The 16,486-nt window shown below is 67.8% G+C and carries 18 protein-coding genes; 11 read left to right on the top strand and 7 right to left on the bottom strand.

Features of this window, described 5'->3' with window-relative positions; all coding sequences use genetic code 11:
* On the top strand, window positions 1–1,634 hold a 1,634-nt coding region (locus RIC54_RS09765), incomplete at its 5' end, for a glutamine--tRNA ligase/YqeY domain fusion protein (protein ID WP_502990173.1).
* A 93-nt stretch (window positions 1,635–1,727) separates the two neighbouring features.
* A complete protein-coding gene (locus RIC54_RS09760; RefSeq protein ID WP_350092741.1) occupies window positions 1,728–2,354 on the top strand; it encodes a 2-hydroxychromene-2-carboxylate isomerase in 627 nt (208 codons plus the stop codon).
* On the opposite strand, the gene RIC54_RS09755 is transcribed toward RIC54_RS09760, so the two are convergent.
* Together RIC54_RS09755 and RIC54_RS09750 are read right to left on the bottom strand one after the other, a co-directional pair.
* Window positions 2,324–3,442, bottom strand: a complete 1,119-nt coding sequence (locus RIC54_RS09755; protein WP_350092744.1) for a PepSY-associated TM helix domain-containing protein — start codon at window positions 3,440–3,442, stop codon at window positions 2,324–2,326. The two genes, RIC54_RS09760 and RIC54_RS09755, sit on opposite strands and share 31 nt — an antisense overlap.
* 22 nt (window positions 3,443–3,464) lie before the next feature.
* The gene (locus tag RIC54_RS09750) at window positions 3,465–5,405 is read right to left on the bottom strand and encodes a TonB-dependent receptor (protein WP_350150968.1); all 1,941 of its coding nucleotides are present in this window, start codon (window positions 5,403–5,405) and stop codon (window positions 3,465–3,467) included.
* A gap of 200 nt (window positions 5,406–5,605) precedes the next feature.
* Between RIC54_RS09750 and RIC54_RS09745 the strand changes: the two genes are divergently transcribed.
* On the top strand, window positions 5,606–6,481 hold the full coding sequence (locus tag RIC54_RS09745; RefSeq protein ID WP_350092750.1) for a phosphonopyruvate hydrolase: 876 nt from the start codon (window positions 5,606–5,608) through the stop codon (window positions 6,479–6,481).
* Between the two features lie 36 nt (window positions 6,482–6,517).
* On the opposite strand, the gene RIC54_RS09740 is transcribed toward RIC54_RS09745, so the two are convergent.
* The 3 genes from RIC54_RS09740 to RIC54_RS09730 are packed head-to-tail and all read right to left on the bottom strand — an operon-like array spanning window position 6,518 to window position 10,550.
* The gene (locus tag RIC54_RS09740) at window positions 6,518–8,608 is read right to left on the bottom strand and encodes an ASKHA domain-containing protein (protein ID WP_350092753.1); all 2,091 of its coding nucleotides are present in this window, start codon (window positions 8,606–8,608) and stop codon (window positions 6,518–6,520) included.
* A gap of 45 nt (window positions 8,609–8,653) precedes the next feature.
* Window positions 8,654–9,565, bottom strand: coding sequence for a methyltetrahydrofolate cobalamin methyltransferase (locus RIC54_RS09735; protein WP_350150966.1), 912 nt, complete (start codon window positions 9,563–9,565; stop codon window positions 8,654–8,656).
* Window positions 9,566–9,605: 40 nt separating this feature from the next.
* A complete protein-coding gene (locus RIC54_RS09730) occupies window positions 9,606–10,550 on the bottom strand; it encodes a methylenetetrahydrofolate reductase (protein ID WP_350092759.1) in 945 nt (314 codons plus the stop codon).
* A gap of 187 nt (window positions 10,551–10,737) precedes the next feature.
* On the opposite strand from RIC54_RS09730, the gene RIC54_RS09725 reads away from it, so the two are divergent.
* From RIC54_RS09725 to RIC54_RS09700, 6 genes are all read left to right on the top strand, one after another.
* Window positions 10,738–11,223 (top strand): PaaI family thioesterase, encoded by a 486-nt coding sequence (locus tag RIC54_RS09725; protein WP_350092762.1) that lies wholly within the window; start codon window positions 10,738–10,740, stop codon window positions 11,221–11,223.
* A 209-nt stretch (window positions 11,224–11,432) separates the two neighbouring features.
* Window positions 11,433–11,945 carry a hypothetical protein gene (locus RIC54_RS09720; RefSeq protein ID WP_350092765.1) on the top strand — a complete coding sequence of 171 codons (513 nt, stop codon included), beginning with the start codon at window positions 11,433–11,435 and terminating at the stop codon, window positions 11,943–11,945.
* Between the two features lie 189 nt (window positions 11,946–12,134).
* Window positions 12,135–12,476 carry a hypothetical protein gene (locus RIC54_RS09715; protein ID WP_350092768.1) on the top strand — a complete coding sequence of 114 codons (342 nt, stop codon included), beginning with the start codon at window positions 12,135–12,137 and terminating at the stop codon, window positions 12,474–12,476.
* Window positions 12,477–12,519: 43 nt separating this feature from the next.
* Window positions 12,520–12,726: a hypothetical protein gene (locus tag RIC54_RS09710; protein ID WP_007668784.1), complete on the top strand. Its 207-nt coding sequence runs from the start codon at window positions 12,520–12,522 to the stop codon at window positions 12,724–12,726.
* 311 nt (window positions 12,727–13,037) lie between these two features.
* On the top strand, window positions 13,038–13,301 hold the full coding sequence (locus tag RIC54_RS09705) for a DUF1488 family protein (protein ID WP_350092771.1): 264 nt from the start codon (window positions 13,038–13,040) through the stop codon (window positions 13,299–13,301).
* A complete protein-coding gene (locus RIC54_RS09700; protein WP_350092774.1) occupies window positions 13,301–13,507 on the top strand; it encodes a hypothetical protein in 207 nt (68 codons plus the stop codon). The genes RIC54_RS09705 and RIC54_RS09700 overlap by 1 nt, the downstream gene beginning before the upstream one ends.
* Before the next feature lie 26 nt (window positions 13,508–13,533).
* Here RIC54_RS09700 and RIC54_RS09695 read toward each other — a convergent pair whose 3' ends face one another.
* A complete protein-coding gene (locus tag RIC54_RS09695; RefSeq protein WP_350092777.1) occupies window positions 13,534–14,337 on the bottom strand; it encodes an SDR family NAD(P)-dependent oxidoreductase in 804 nt (267 codons plus the stop codon).
* Window positions 14,338–14,492: 155 nt separating this feature from the next.
* Here RIC54_RS09695 and RIC54_RS09690 point away from each other — a divergent pair, with 155 nt between their 5' ends.
* Both RIC54_RS09690 and RIC54_RS09685 read left to right on the top strand, forming a co-directional pair.
* Window positions 14,493–15,335, top strand: a complete 843-nt coding sequence (locus RIC54_RS09690) for a branched-chain amino acid aminotransferase (protein ID WP_350150964.1) — start codon at window positions 14,493–14,495, stop codon at window positions 15,333–15,335.
* Window positions 15,336–15,398: 63 nt separating this feature from the next.
* Window positions 15,399–16,094 carry a DUF1028 domain-containing protein gene (locus RIC54_RS09685; protein ID WP_350092781.1) on the top strand — a complete coding sequence of 232 codons (696 nt, stop codon included), beginning with the start codon at window positions 15,399–15,401 and terminating at the stop codon, window positions 16,092–16,094.
* Between the two features lie 46 nt (window positions 16,095–16,140).
* Here the strand turns inward: RIC54_RS09685 and RIC54_RS09680 are convergent, their stop codons facing one another.
* Window positions 16,141–16,299: a hypothetical protein gene (locus tag RIC54_RS09680; RefSeq protein WP_350092784.1), complete on the bottom strand. Its 159-nt coding sequence runs from the start codon at window positions 16,297–16,299 to the stop codon at window positions 16,141–16,143.
* Window positions 16,300–16,486: the final 187 nt, after the last annotated feature.

Here is a 16,486-nt window from a genome sequence, read left to right as displayed (position 1 = left end):
AGCAGATCGACGCGGACCTGGCCGCGGGCCGCAACGACCGCGTGCACACCCGCTTCCCGCCGGAGCCCAACGGCTACCTCCACATCGGCCACGCCAAGTCGATCTGCCTGAACTTCGGCCTGGCCGAGGACTTCGGCGGTCGCTGCAACCTGCGCTTCGACGACACCAACCCGACCCGCGAGGAGCAGGAATTCATCGACGCCATCGAGCGCGACGTCCGCTGGCTCGGCTTCGACTGGGGCGACCACCTGCACCACGCGTCGGACTATTTCGAGCAGTTGTACGCCTGGGCCGAGCACCTGATCCGCAACGGCAAGGCCTATGTCGACGACCAGAGCGCGGAAGAGATGCGCCAGACCCGCGGCACCCTGACCGAGGGTGGCGCCGAAAGCCCGCACCGCAGCCGCAGCGTGGAGGAGAACCTGGATCTGTTCCACCGCATGCGGGCCGGCGAGTTCCCGAACGGCACCCGGGTGCTGCGGGCCAAGATCGACATGGCGTCGGGGAACATCAACCTGCGCGACCCGACCCTGTACCGCATCCTGCACGCCACCCACCCGCGCACCGGCAACGCCTGGTGCATCTACCCGACCTACGACTACGCCCACGGCCAGTCCGACGCCATCGAAGGCATCACCCACTCGCTGTGCACCCTGGAATTCGAGTCGCACCGCCCGCTGTACGACTGGCTGCTCGACAACCTGCCGGTGCCGTCGAAGCCACGGCAGTACGAGTTCGCGCGCCTGAACCTGACCCACACCGTGCTGTCCAAGCGGGTGCTGACCACCCTGGTGCGCGACGGCCACGTCACCGGCTGGGACGACCCCCGCATGCCGACCCTGGCCGGACTGCAGCGCCGCGGCGTGCCGGCCGCCGCCCTGAAGGACTTCATCAAGCGGATCGGGATGGCGCGCGCCAACAGCCTGGTCGACATGGCGATGTTCGACTTCTCGATCCGCGACCTGCTGAACAAGACCGCGCTGCGCCGGATGGCGGTGCTGCGCCCGCTGAAGATCGTGATCGAGAACTATCCGGAAGGCCAGGTCGAGGAACTGGATGCGATCAACAACCCGGAAGATCCGGAAGCCGGCTCCCGCACCATCCGGTTCAGCCGCGAGCTGTGGATCGAGCGGGACGACTTCATGGAGGACGCCCCGAAGAAGTTCTTCCGGATGACCGTCGGCCAGGAGGTTCGGCTGCGCTACGCCTATTACGTCACCTGCACCGGCGTGGTGAAGGACGATGCCGGCACTGTCGTCGAACTGCGCTGCAGCTACGACCCGGCGACCCGCGGCGGCGACTCTCCTGACGGGCGCAAGGTGCGCGGCACCATGCACTGGCTGTCGGCGGTCGACGCCAAGCCGGCGGAGGTCCGGCTGTACGACCACCTGTTCGCCAGCCCGACGCCGGGATCCGACGGCGACATCTTCGACGACATCAATCCGAACTCGCTCGAGGTGCTGCCGGGCGCCCTGATCGAGCCGGTCCTGGCGACCGGCAACGACTCCGACCCCGTGCAGTTCGAACGGCTCGGCTACTTCTGCCGCGACAAGGATTCCGCCCCCGGCCGGCCGGTGTTCAACCGCACCGTCGGCCTTCGCGACAGTTGGGCCAAGCAGCAGAAGAAGGGCTGACCCACTTCACCTGGATGTGCCGGCCGGTCCGCTGGCGTGGCCGTAGGCCGCGTCGTAGTGTCGGGATCAGTCCAGCAACCGGAGTGACCCGCCGTGCCGACGCCTGAGAAGACCATCGACTACTACTACTCGACCCGCTCCAACTTCACCTACATCGGCGCGGCCCGGCTTAACGCGATGGCGGCGAAGCACGGCCGACGGATCGTGCACCGGCCGATCCTGCTGTCGGTGGTGATGCCGCCGATCGGCGGGATGCCGTTCGGCGAGCGGCCGACCATGCTGCGCAACTACTCCATGCGCGACGCCCTGCGCTGCGCCGAGCACCTCGGCGTCCCGCTGCTGCGCGAGCCGATCCATCACATGGGACCGGTGGAACTGCCGTCCGGCATCGTCATCGCCGGCCAGCGCGCCGCCGCCCGCGGCGAGGCCGGCAGCGTCGACGAACTCAGCCTGGGCGTCCTGCAGGCCCTGTGGCGCGACGATCTGGACATCGCCGACAAGACGGTCGTGGCCAAGCTGTGCCGCAACGCCGGCTTCGCCAAGCCCGACGCACTGATCGACGAGGCGCTGAGCGAGAGCGTGCAGGCGGAACTGTCCCGCAACTGCCAGGAAGCCATCGTGCGCGGCGTGATCGGAGCGCCGACCTACTTCGTGGACGACGAGCCGTTCTACGGCCAGGACCGGCTGGACTACGTGGAGCGGGCACTGGCGCGCCGGTAGCCGCCGGCCGCGACCGCCCAGGCGAAGCGGCGGCGATTTCCGTACAGCCACAGGCCGCTGATCACGAAGGCCGCCGGCAGCAGGGCGACGACCACCCAGAACGCCCGCACGACGGGACCGGCGAACTCGCCGACATGCAGCGGGTAGCGCATGTGCCAGATCCAGTTGGCCGGCGACCCCGCCGCCCCGTCCTGCGCCGCCAGGACACGCGGCGGGTCGTCGCCGACCCACACCCGCGACGGCGGGCCAATGGTCGGGCCCTGCAGATGCAGGACGGCGACGTCGCCGGGTCGCGCCGGAACCCGGAGATGACGCAGGCGGGCCTCGGGAAAAGCCGCCTGCCCCAGCGCGACCGCCGCATCGAGATCGCGGATCGGAGCCATCGGACCGTCGGGCAGCGCCGGCTGTTCCTGCACCCGGCTGCCGGTCGCCGCCTCGATCACGTGGCGGGCCGGCGTGTGCCAGTACATCGCCAGCCCGGTGAACGCGACCGTCAGCAACAGCAGCGCGGTCGCCACGCCCGACAACTGGTGCAGGCGGATCACCACCATCCGCGGCCGCTTGCTGAAATCGACCCGCAGCCGGGCCAGCCGGCGCGGTGGCGTCAGCCAGATCGCGATCCCGACCAGCACCTGGATCATCAGGACCAGCGCGACCGTCGACACGGCGTGCCGGACCCACGGGGCCGCCGTCCTGTCGTCGACCAGCCAGCGCCGGTGCAGGGCGGTGACGATGCCCAGGGCGTTTCGGTTCGGCTGGTAGTGCGCCAGCACCCGTCCGTCGTAGGGGTCGACGTTCACCGCACCCAGCCCACCGGACAGCCACAGCCGCCATGCCCGGTCCGGCCGGTCGGCCATCGCCACCGACCAGACCACCAAGTCGGGACGCTGCTCGCCGACCCGCGCCAGCAGGGTCCGGACCGGCAGCGGAGCGCCCCTCGGCTCGACCACCCAGATCTCCGGCTCGATCGCCTCCTGCAGCTCCGCACCGTAGACCAGCAGCGCGCCGGTCAGGCTGAGCACCAGCAGCGGCGCAGCGCTTGCCAGGAACAGCACAAGGTGGATCCGGCGCAGCCATCGGTACAGCATGGCAATCCTCTCGGTCCGCGGCTCAGAACGTGATGTCCGTGCCCAGCCAGAACACCCGGCCGAGCTTGCCCTCGTCGTTGACCGGGGCCCCCTTCACGGTCTGGCCGAAGTCACGCTCGTCGGTCAGGTTCTCGACCCGGGCGCGCACCGCCCAGTTCGGGGTGATTGCCCAGCCGGCGCCGAGGTCGAGCCGCAGGAAGCCGTCGCGTTCGACCACGGAATCATCGGCCGCCACCGCCTCGTAGCCGGTGCTGTAGTAGCCGGCTCCCCACAGGTTCACCGTCTCAGTCAGGTGGTAGTCGAGGCGCAGGTTGAACTGGTTCTCCGGCACCGACGTCGACTGGCCGTCCCAGAAGATGTTGCCGTTGACCTTGGTGCCGTCGGCCCGCGTGGTCTCCAGCTGCAGAACCCGCATGTAGCCCGCCGACATGGTCAGCTGGGAGGTGATCCGGGTGAACAGCTCGACCTCCAGTCCCGATTGGTCGACCTTCACGCTCTCGATCGCGTCGTTGTTGCGCCGCGGCACGCCGTCCTGCTCGGTGGTGTAGAGCGCGACATCGAGCCAGCCGCCCGCCCAGCCCTGGTTGATGCCGAGTTCGTAGGTCCGGGATTCCACGATGTCGTCGCCGGCGCCGTTGGATTTCAGCGCGTCGGTGCCGAAATTACCGTACTTCTCGATGAAGCGGTTGTAGCCGGTCGCGACCGAGCCGCGGACCCGGGTGTTGTCGAGCACGCTGTAGGAAGCCCCGAACTCGTACGACCAGACCTTGTCCTCGGCCAGGTTGTCGGGCTGCGCGGCCCCGTCGTAGACGATGTCGTTGGAGAACCACGTGTGCCGCAACCCTGCGCTGAGCACGAGGTTGTCGTTCACCGTCAGCGCGTTGGCCGACTTCAGCGCGATGTCGTCGAAGGTGTTGTCCCACAGGCGGTCGCGCTGGTACCCGGTCTGCTTGTACTCCAGGCCGAGCGAGCCGTCGTAGCGCAGGCCTTCGGCCAGCGGCGTCGTCAGGTAGTGGTCGGCGAACACGATCCGGTTGTTGACGTTGCGGTCGCGCGCCCTCGCGTCCCAGGTCGATCGGGTGTTGGTCACCAGCGCGCCGACCCGCACGCTGCTGCGGTCCGAGAACTTGTGGTCGACGGTGGCGGCGCCGACCTCGCTGTTCACCTCGATCGATTCCACGTTGCCGTTGCGGATGATGTCCGGGCTGGAACGGTCGACGATCGCCAGGAACTCGCCGCGGGTGTCGGGGCCGATGTTCCAGCCGAACTTGCCGAGCCCGCCCAGCACGCGCTGGCGCTCCAGGTTCTCCGGGTCGCCGTTGTACTCGCCCTGCAGCCAGTTGCCGGCCATGTAGTAGTCCCAGGCCTCGCCGTGATCGGCGACCTCGCCCTGGGTCATCGCCTCCTTGGCGGTGCTGACATCGAGGCTGACCGCCTGGTGATCGGTGTAGTAGCGGCCCGACTTGATGGTGGTCTCGACCACGCCGCCGTCGGTGCCGTCGCCGTACTGCACCGCCCGGCCGCCGCGCAGCACGCCGATGCGATCGACCGCGATCGACGGGATGATGGTGTTGGCGTAGCCGCCGCCCTCCTCGCCCGCCGACTTGAAGGCCGGCAGGCCGTCGATCGACTCCGAGGCACCCCAGTCGCCGAAGGTTCGGATCTTGGTCCCGCCGCCGAACCGGCCGCCGTCGCCCGGCTGGTTGATCAGGCCGACCGCGTTGTAGCGCAGCGCGTCACCCTTGTTCACCGGGTTCAGGTTCTGGATCACCGAGCCGTTGACGTAGGACGCCGAGCGGCTCTGGTTGAACGATTCCTCGACCTGCGTGCGCACCTCCTGCGAGGGATGGACGTCGGAGCCCACCACCTGCACCGGCTCCAGATTGAACGTTTCGGCCTGCGTGGCCTCCATGGCGGTGCCGGCAAGCAGCACCGCGGTCGTGACGACGACCTTGCCCTTCATCGAACTCCTGCCCCCAAGAGGATTGCCCTGGATCCGGCGAGTGCCGGTCGGCGCGGAGTATGCTCAGGTCGATTCACTATTGCAAACGATTCTCAGTGTCATTCGCAAAAAGAATGCGGCCGGTCGCCCGATCCCCATGGCATCCACCCGCCGGTTGGGCCTAGCCTGCGGATGGACGCCGCCGGGACGGGAGCAAGCGCGTGACGAGCAGGGGCAGGATGTTGAAGGACCGGATCGCCGAGCGCGGGCTGGTCCAGGTGATGGCCGGGCACAGCCCGTTGTCGGCACGGCTGGCAGCCGATGCCGGGTTCGACGGCATCTGGGCCAGCGGGTTCGAGCTGTCCGCCCTGCACGGGTTGCCGGACGTCAGCCTGGTTTCGATGAGCCAGCACCTGGAGACCATGCGGGCGATGGCCGAATCCAGCGGCCTGCCGGTGATAGCCGACATCGACACCGGGTTCGGCAACGCCATCAACGTGATCCACGCGATCGAGCAGTACGAGCGCGCCGGGGCCGCCGCCGTGGTGATCGAGGACAAGTCGTTCCCCAAGGTCACCAGCCTGATCGCCGGCGGGCGCCAGGACCTGCTGCGGGTCGAGGAGTTCCAGGGCAAGATCGAGGCGGCCTGCGCCACCCGGAAGGACCCCGACTTCCTGGTGATCGCCCGCTGCGAGGCGCTGATCGCCGGGCTCGGCGAGGCCGAGGCGCTGGCCCGGTCGGCCGCCTACGAGGAAGCCGGCGCCGACATGATCCTGATCCACTCCAAGCAGAAGACCCCGGACGAGGTCGAGAGCTTCGTGCGGGCCTGGACCGGACAAGCGCCGATCGTGGTGGTCCCGACCGCCTACCCGGAGTTCACGGTGGCGCGCATGAAGGCGCTGGGCAAGATCGCGGTGGCGATCTGGGGCAACCACGCGATCCGTGCCGCCGTCACCGCCATGCAGAAGGTGTTTCGCCAGATCCTTGACGACGGAGGCATCCAGGGCGCCGACCGGGACATCGTCAGCGTGGACGAGATCTTCCGCCTGCAGGGCATGGACCGGGTCAAGGCCGACGAGAAGCGGTTTTTGAGGTAGGCGCCCACCGTCATCGCGGCGGTCGGCAAGCGGCCCCTACTCGACGCCGCGGCCCCGGCGTCCGCCGCGCCGGCGACCGCCACCGCCTTCACCGCCGCCGGAGCCGTCGTCACCCGAGGCACGCGCCGGCAGGGTCACCGCGGCGGCCAGATTGCTGTAGTCGGCGGTGGCGTGAGGGAGCGCCATCGCGCCGACGAAGTGCTCCTGGAAGCGCGGCTCGACGGCGGTCTCGATCTTCTCGACCCGGCGCACCACGGTCTCGATCTCGCGGCGCGCCTCGGCGTTCAGCAGGGCGATGCGGGCGCCGGTGCCGGCGGCGTTGCCGACCGACCACACCCGGTCGAGCCGGCAGTCCGGGATCATGCCGAGCACCATGGCGTACTTGGTGTCGATGTGGCTGCCGAAGGCGCCGGCCAGAATGATGCGCTCCACGCTGTCGACGCCCATCTTGTCCATCAGCAGCCGGGCGCCTGCGTACAGTGCCGCCTTGGCGAGCTGGATGGCCCGCACGTCGTTCTGCACGATCGACACTTCCGGGGTCAGCCGGTAGGCGAAGGTCCGGCCGTCCGCCTCGATCAGGGGCGAGCGGGCGGCGGCGGCCCCGTCGATCGTGCCGTCGGCCTTCAGGATGCCGGCCAGGAACATCTCGGCCAGCACCTCGATGATGCCAGACCCGCAGATGCCGGTGACGCCGGTGCGGCGTATCTCGTCCTCGAACCCGGGCTCGTCCGACCACAGATCGCTGCCGATCACCTTGAAGCGCGGCACCAGGGTTTCCGGGTCGATCCGCACCCGTTCGATCGCGCCCGGCGCGGCGCGCTGGCCCGACGAGATCTGCGCGCCCTCGAAGGCCGGGCCGGTCGGCGACGAGGCCGCCAGCAGCCGGTGCCGGTTGCCCAGCACCAGCTCGGCGTTGGTCCCGACATCAACGATCAGCGTCATGGCGTCCTGGTTGTGCGGCGCCTCCGACAGGATCACCGCCGCGGTGTCGGCGCCGACGTGGCCGGCAATGCACGGCAGGCCGTAGACCCGGGCGTCCGGGTGCAGGGTCAAGCCGAGCTCGGCCGCCTTCAGGTTGATCGACGTGTCGATGGCGAGCGCAAACGGCGCGCCGCCCAGTTCGGTCGGATCGATGCCGAGCAGCAGGTGGTGCATGATCGGGTTGCCGACGAACACCAGATCGACGATGTCCTCGCGCGCGATCCCGGCTTCGGCGGCGACCTCGGTCGCGAGGTGGTTGATCGCCTCGCGCACCACGCGGGTCAGTTCGACCTCGCCGCCGGGATTCATCATCACGTAGCTGACCCGGCTCATCAGGTCTTCGCCGTAGCGGATCTGCGGGTTCATCACCCCGCCGGACGCCACGACCTCGCCGGTGGCAAGCTCACACAGATGGGCCGACATGGTGGTCGAGCCGATGTCGACCGCCAGCCCGTAGATCTTCTCGCGAAAGCCCGGCCAGACCGCCACCACCCGGCGCCCCTCGCGCAGACAGACGGTGACCTTCCACGCGCCCTTGCGCAGCGCCCGCTGCAGTTCCACCAGCACCGGCAGGTCGCAGGTCACGTCCTGGGCGATCCCCCAATCCGGCCACTGCTCGCGCAGGCTCTCGCACAGCCGACGGAAGTCGCCGGACGGGTCGTGCATGTCCGGCTCGCGCACCTCGACATAGTGCAGCTTCAGGATCGGCTTGATGTCGATGACCCGCGCCTCGGCGCGCTTGCGCACGATCTGCCGGTGGACCTGGCTGGTCTCCGGCACGTCGATCACCACGTCGCCGACCAGCCTGGCCGAGCACGACAGCCGGCGGCCGGCGGCCAGACCACGCTTGTCGGCGTAGCGCATCTCCTGCGCGCCGGGACGGGTCAGGTTGTCGGAGCGGGACTCGATCTGGAACTTGGCGAAGCTGCCCTGGTTCACGTCGACCTGGCATCGTCCGCAGATGCCGCGGCCGCCGCACACCGAGTCGATGTCGACACCGAGCTTGCGCGCCGCTTCCAGCACCGGGGTGCCCAGTTTGAAACGGCCACGCCGCCCCGACGGGGTGAAGACGACAAACGCCTCCCCGTCACCGGCCGCGGGGGCCGGATCGTCCTGCAACACGCGCGCGAGGTTGGACTCGGTCATTCGGGTATTGCGATCTCCACGCTCTTCCGGTTCATCGCTCCGGCGTTACCCGGCAGCCCGCTGGCGACGGCGCTCGCGCCCGCCGCGCGCGCCGAGATCGGCGCCTTCCGCCGCGGGCTCGCGGTACTTGCGGATCCAGCGCCGGCACTCCGGGTCGTGGCCCATCATCACGTTGGCGCCCATGATCGCCTGCATCTCCTCGTCGCGCAGCGGATTCATGATCGCCGAGGTCATGCCGGACGCGATCGCCATGGTCAGGAACGCGGCGTTCAGCCCATGCCGGTTCGGCAGGCCGAACGAGATGTTCGAGGCACCGCAGGTGGTGTTGACGCCGAGTTCCTCGCGCAGCCGGCGGATCAGGCGCATCGCCGAGATCCCCGCCAGGTTCAGCGCGCCGACCGGCATGGCCAGCGGATCGACGACCACATCGCTGCGCGGGATGCCGAAGTCGGCGGCGCGCTCGACGATCTTCTTGGCGACCTCGTAGCGCACGTCCGGGTCCTCGGAGATGCCGGTCTCGTCGTTCGAGATCGCCACCACCGCGGCACCGTACTTCTTGACCAGCGGCAGCACGACCTCCAGCCGCTCCTCCTCGCCGGTCACCGAATTGACCAGAGCCTTGCCCTGATAGACCGCCAGGCCCGCTTCCAGGGCCGCCACGATCGAGCTGTCGATCGACAGCGGCACGTCGGTCAGCGACTGCACCAGCTTGATCGACTGCGCCAGGATCGCCGGCTCGTCGGCCATCGGGATGCCGGCGTTGACGTCCAGCATGGTCGCTCCGGCCGCCACCTGGGCCAGCGCGTCGGCCTCGACCCGGCTGTAGTCGCCGGCCGCCATCTCGGCCGCCAGCAGCTTGCGCCCGGTCGGGTTGATGCGCTCACCGATCACGCAGAACGGCTGGTCGAAGCCGATCACGATCTCCTTGGTGGCGGAACTGACGACGGTGTCGACCATTAGGCTGTCTCCAGGGACGGGCGTGGCGGTACCGGGTGGATCAGGAGGCGACGCGCAGAGGTGCAGCCTCGCCGACCACCAGCCCGATGCCGCGGCTGTCGAAGGCGAAGCGGCCCTCAGCGACGGCATTGACCCAGTCGGCGGTCTTGGCGAGGCCGCCGAACGGGTAGAAGTGCAGCTTCTCGATCCCGCACTCCGGATCCGACGCCTTGTAGGCCGCCAACTCGACCAGCAACCGGTCCGGCGCCTGCACCAGCAGCAGCTTGGCAAGGTTGCGGGCCTGCCGGGTCAGCACCCGGATCGACGGTCCGACGCCGGAGGACTGCGCGAACTTCAGCAGGGTCTTCAGCGTCGCCAGGCCGGGCGTGCCCAGATGGATCGGCAGCCGGTTGCCCCAGCCGCGGATCTTGCGGTCCCAGGCGATGATCGCGGCGGCGTCGAAGCAGAACTGGGTCTCGATATACATGTCGATGCCGTGCTCGGCGGCGAACCGGTTCTTCCACAGCAGCGCATCCTGCAGCGCCGCTTCGGGAATGTCGGGCGTGCCCTCCGGGTGACCGGCGACACCGATCCGGGTGATGCCGTGCGCCTGGAACAGGCCGGTCGCCAGCAGGTCCATCGAGGAGGCGAACGCGCCGACCGGGCGGTCCAGCCCGCCGGCGATCACCAGCGCCTGGGTCACGCCGGCTTCGTCCTTCAAGCGGCCGAGAAAGCCATCCAGTGCCGCCCGATCGGCGAGCGAACGGGCCGCGACGTGCGGCACCGGCTCGAAGCCCTCGGCCCGCAGCCGCTTCGCGACCGCGACCGTATCCAGCGGATCGGTGCCCGGCAGGAACGTCACGTTGACCGCGGTGCCCGGTGTCAGATGGTCGGCAAACCGGCTGACCTTGGCTGCCGACGTCGGAGTGGTCTCCACCGACCAGTCCCGCAGCAGGGCGACGACATCGGCGGCGGTCACGGTCGGCATTCCAGTCGTTTGGCTCATCGGCGACACGCCCTCCACCACACGGACATCCTGAACACGGCGACACTAAGCGGCCAAACGCCGCGGCGTGATGGTGTCGCGCCGTCGCGGAACGCTTCAAATCCGACACGACGCCATTCCGTTGTTTGCGATTGTCTCCCGAACGACTTCCGGGCATGTCACGGCGACATCAACCGTGAGGCCACCGATGACCGAGCGCAGCCGAACCATCACCTGGAACGAACCCTCGACGCTGGCCGAGGCGGTGCGCACCCTGTCCGGCATCGAGCTGCTGCGCCGGGTCGCCGCCGGTGAGTTCCCGACGCCCAGCATCGCCGCCACCATCGGGTTCCGGCTGGCCGAGGCGGAAGAAGGACGCGCGGTGTTCGAGGGCGGATGGGGCGAGCACCTGCTGAACCCGGCCGGCACCCTGCACGGCGGCTGGTACGGGCTGGTGCTCGACTCCGCGATGGGCTGCGCGGTGCACACCACCCTGCCGGCCGGGGTCGGCTACACCACGCTCGAGTACAAGGTGAACATCACCCGCGGGATCACCGGCGATACCGGCCTGTTGCGCATCGAGGGCTGGGTGGTCCATCGCGGCCGCCGGACCGCGACCGCCGAGGGCCGGGTCGTCGATGCCGCCGGCAAGATCTACGCGCACGGCTCGGAGACCTGCCTGATCCTGGGCTGACACGCCCGGCGTCACCAGAATCCTGCCAAGCATGACGCTGGTTCCGTGCCGAAGCAGGCCGGTCCGCAGCACCATGCACAGCCCCGGTCACATCAACCGTCACGCCGTTGCTCGATCAGTGTGAATGCGCAGTAACTTTCACTAGCGACCGAATAAAAATCCCATCCGATTCGTCAGTTTTATTGATAAAATCCTCACGATATACCTTAATGTTTTCACCTCCTTTCGCCATTCTTCCAGAAGCAAAAACTCACATCTATGATTATTATATTTTTAAGATTATGAATTTCACGCAACACTATTTACATTTCAGCAAATTTAATTATAATGATCCGGTGAAGGTGGATGGAATTTCTATCCCCGAGCAAGGAATCATTATGAACACTCCCGAATGGACCAAACCCGCCGCAGTGGGCGCCGTCGCCGGCGCCATCGCTCTCGCAATCGTCGGGTTCTCCTGGGGCGGCTGGATGACGGCCACAACGGCCGCCGCGATCGCGAACGACCAGTCCAGGGACGACGTGGTTGCGGTTCTGATGCCGATCTGCGTCGATCAGGCAGGCAAGGATCCGGAGATGACCGCCAGGATCGCCGAACTCAAGGACGCCCCGTCGTATCAGCGCGGCGACATCGTCACCAAGGCCGGTTGGGCAACCATGCCCGGTTCCACCGATGTGAACCGGCGCGTCGCCCAAGCCTGTGCCGAGCGGCTGATCGGCTAGTCGGTCCCCGCTGGCACAGCGGCACTTTGTGGAATTGTCGAGATTCGAGCTTATATGAGAGAGATGAGCGAGCGAAGAACAGGATCCGGTGAGCAAGACGGTTCGGCGAACTCTCCCGATCCGACGAGACACAACGACAAGCCCCCCTCCAGTGCCGCGGCTCCGGCAACCTACGATGATGCGCAGTTGATGAAGCATCTCGCCCAACTGAAGCGGGGCGTACGACGGTACATGCGCCGGTTCGACATCAGCAGCGACCGAATCAGCGTGATGGCGCGGAAGGCCGAGAGTTCGATTGCCGATACCGCGGCGCGCGACATGTTCCTGCGTCTGCTGGCCGATCTGCATGAATGCGGCCAGGAAGCGAAGCGTCGCGGGCTGCTGTCCCGTCCTGCCGCGAACGATGCCGCCGAGCCGACAACCCGGCCGGACGTCGATCGCGGAACAAAGCTTTTTGCCCCGACGGACGGCGCATCCGACGAGGTATCGGACGATGCATCGCGTGACTTCTTCGCGGGCCTGGACCGGTAGCCCGGGCCGTTCCCAAACGCGACAACTGGAACCAGGAACAGCCATGACGACGCACAAGTACAAGGTCGGTCAGATGGTCGGCTTTGCCGGCCGCGGACCGGTGCGGGCGCCACGCGGCGACTACAAGGTTGTCGCCCAGCTACCGGCCGACGGCCGGGGACCGCAGTACCGGGTCAAGAACAAGGCCGAGCCGCACGAGCGGATTGCGCCGGAGGACGAGTTGACTGCGTCCGGATCATTCTCCGGCTAGCAACACAACAACACCGCACCGATAGTCCGTATAGAATCAGCGGATAATCCGAATCGCGGCCAATTTTCCGGTAGGAATCCGCAAATAGCCGCGGTTCGATTCCGGCACTCGATACGCTGGCCGAGTTTTATGTTTTCGGTTGAATTATTGCCAAAGCATCAAATTAAGCCCATATATCGCTGATCAAAACTCCACTCCAGGCAGAACGCCGCAACGGCGAGCGAGTGGCTCCAGGTGCGTAATCTAACCGACCGATCCATGCGTGACGCTCCGCGCAGCGCGCAGTCCGGTGGTGTTTCAGGAAGGTGCCCATGGCACTGAACTTCCCCAATCAGGCCCGCAGCTACGACACCACGCGGCAACGTGTTCGGTTCTGGGCGCACGACAGTGCCCTCGAGATCTCGTTTTTCGTCGAGGCTGCAGCACTGATGAAGATGGACCCGGGTTCGGACAATGGCGAAGCAGCGCTGCTGCAGGTGTTCGACGACGGGCTGAAGCGCATTCACGAGGTCGCGACCGCCGTCTACTCGCGTGGCCGCGGATTCACCTACACCCTAACCGCATCGGATTTCTGATGTCCCACACGACATTGAGCAGAGACGCCGAGTACGGCGCATCGGACGAAACCGAGGTTGCGACTCCCGAGCACCCGGCTCCGAAACTGCGGCATTGCCTGCGCTGTCAGGTCGAGTTCCACAGCCAGTGGTCGGGCGAACGAGTGTGTTCGCGCTGCAAGGGCACCGCTGCCTGGCGTCAGGGCTCGCCGGCCGAGGGGCGCTAGCCCCCGACCATGCGCCCGCGACCCACTCAGCGTGCCGTCCAGCCACCATCGACCAGCAGGCTGTGGCCGGTAACGTATGCTGATGCCGGGCTGGCCAGGAACAGCAGCGCGCCGGCCAGATCGTTCGGCACGCCGGTGCGGCCGAGCGGCGTCAGCTCATCGAACCGCCGGATCAGATCCGGGTCGGAGAACAGATGAGTGGTCAGGTTGGTGCGCAGAAAGGTCGGCGCGATATCGTTGACCCGCACCCCGCGCCCGCCCCACTCGACCGCCAGCGCCTTGGTCATCATCACCACCGCGCCCTTGGTCGCGTGATACGACAGGTTCGGAGCGAACCCGCCGCCGACATGCCCCCACATCGACGAGACGTTCACGATCGAGCCGCCGCCGGCCCCCAGCATCTGCCGGCCGGCCTCGCGGGCGCACAGGAACACGCCGGTCATGTTGACCGACACGACCTCGTCCCAGGTCGCGAGATCCAGATCCTCGCTGGCACCGCGCTTGGCAATGCCGGCGTTGTTGATCAGCACGCCGACCGGTCCATGATCGGCTTCGACCGCCCGGAACGCCGCCACCACTGACGCCTCGTCGGACACGTCCAGCGTATAGGACGCCGCCGCCAGTCCCTCGGCCAGGATCGCGTCGGCGGTCGCCTGTGCGGTAACCGGATCGCGGTCCGTCGCGATCGCCGTCGCCCCGGCCCGCGCCAGCACCCGCGCCGCCAACGCCCCGATGCCGCTGCCGGCGCCGGTCACCAGCGCCACGACACCGTCGAGACGGAACAGGGCAGACGGGTCGGCAACGTCGGTGACGCTTGGGTGGGCCGGCATGAGGTTTCCTCCGATGGGATCCTTGTGGTTGGGAAGGAAGGTTAGGCGAGGGATACCCGCCGGACCAGGAGATCGCTGCCCGCCCACATTGGCAAGCCAGCGACGCCGGGCTAAGGTCGCTCAAATCCCGTTTCCCGCCACCCCGGAGCCCTTTCATGAAGGTCGTTACCTACGTCGACGACGGAACCTGGCACGACGGCAACCCGATGGTGCTGGGCCCGATGACCCAGTCCACCTGGCTTGGCTCGCTGATCTTCGACGGCGCCCGCCATTTCGAGGGCGTCACCCCCGACATCGAGAAGCACTGCGCCCGGGCCTGCGCCTCGGCGCGCACCATGATGCTGGAGCCGAAGATCCGGCCCGAGGAAATCGTCGAGTTGGTGAAGGACGCGGTCTCCCGCTTTTCCGGCGACACCGCGCTCTACATCAAACCGATGTTCTGGGCCGATTCCGGCTGGATCTACCCGGACCCGGCCTCGACCCGGTTCCTGCTGAACGTGTTCGAAAGCCCGCTGCCCGGCGGCGCCGGCTTCAGCGCTTGCGTGTCGACCCGGCGTCGCCCGGCCCCGGACCAGGCACCGACCGACGCCAAGGCGGCCTGCCAGTACGCCAACGCCGGCCGCGCCCTGAACGAAGCCGCCGACAAGGGCTTCGACAACGCCGTGGTGCTGGACCCGATCGGCAACGTCGCCGAGTTCGCCACCGCCAACCTGTTCTACGCCAAGGACGGCGTGGTCCACACCCCGGTCCCGAACGGCACCTTCCTGAACGGCATCACCCGCCAGCGCGTCATGGGCCTGCTGCGCAAGGCCGGCTACGAGGTGAACGAACGGGCGGTCACGGTCGGCGACCTGATGACGGCCGACGAGATCTTCTCGTCCGGCAATCACGGCAAGGTCCAGCCGGTGAACAGGTTCGAGGGCCGCAACCTGCAACCGGGCCCGGTCGCCGCCAAGGCCAAGGAAATGTACTGGGCGTTCGCCCACGGGGATGCCTGACCCCTAGCCGTCGGCCGGTGGCCGGCGCGTCCGGGTCAACGGGGTGAGAGCGCGGAGGGCTTCATGACGTTCTCGATCGCCGGGCGCTGCGAGCGCACCGGCCGGTTCGGCGTAGCGCTCGCCACCTCGTCGATCGGGGCCGGCGGCCGTTGTCCGCACGTACGGCCCGGCGTCGGCCTGATCCTTACCCAGGCCCGCACCGACCCCCGGCTCGGCCCCATCGGGCTGGACCTGCTGTCCGCCGGTCGATCGGCTGCCGAGACGATTACCGGCATCCTGGCCTCCACCTCGCACGGCAGATGGCGACAGATTGCCGCCCTGACCGCCGCGGGCGACGCCGCCTGCGCCACCGGCGGCGACGTGGCCCGTCCGGCCGGCGGATTGACGCTGGATGGAGCAGTGGTGGTCGGCAACTGGGTGCATGACGACAGTGTGATCGCGGCGATCGGGGCCGGCTACGAAGCCGACCCGGCCGCCGACCTGGCCGACCGGCTGATTCAGGGCCTGGAGGGCGGACTGGCCGCAGGCGGCGAGTTGGATCCGCTGCAGTCGGCGGCACTGATCGTCTGCGACCCCGGCTACCGGTTCCCGATCGTTGACCTGCGGGTGGACCTGTCGGCGACGCCGATCGCCGATCTGCGGGTGGCGTGGCGGAAGTGGGACGTGGTCATGGAGGGTTACCTGCAGCGCGCGCTCGATCCTGCAAACGCTCCGATGACCCAGGCGCTGGAGGGCCACACGGCGAAGGCCGGCGCCTGAGGGGCACCGGCCTCGCATCGGATGTACAGAACGTGGCGCCTGGACGTCAGTCCTTGGCGTCCTGCACGGCGCGCTTGGTGTCGTTGACCGCCTCGTCGATGGCCGCACCAGCTTTCTCCGCCGGCCCTTTCTCTTCCTCGCAGGCAGCGAGCCCGAGCGCTCCGCCCAACATCAGAACAGCCATAAGAGCCCGCACGGAAGTCATTATCGAATCTCCTGGATTGCATAGCGAATTACTGTGGTTCGCCTTGACAACCCCGCACCGACGGCAAAGTTCCTGTTGCTGGACTGTCGGCGATTATCACCTTTACAAACCCACGCCCGATTCCCATCTACAAATCATCGGGTTAGCGTAGATCATCAGATCGCGGCCCGAGCGAATCGGGGGCCGA

Source organism: Thalassobaculum sp. (genome assembly GCF_040219215.1).
Classification (GTDB): domain Bacteria; phylum Pseudomonadota; class Alphaproteobacteria; order Thalassobaculales; family Thalassobaculaceae; genus Thalassobaculum_A.
The sequence above is the reverse complement of the archived record's forward strand: the minus strand, read 5'-3'. Positions and strand labels throughout refer to the sequence as shown.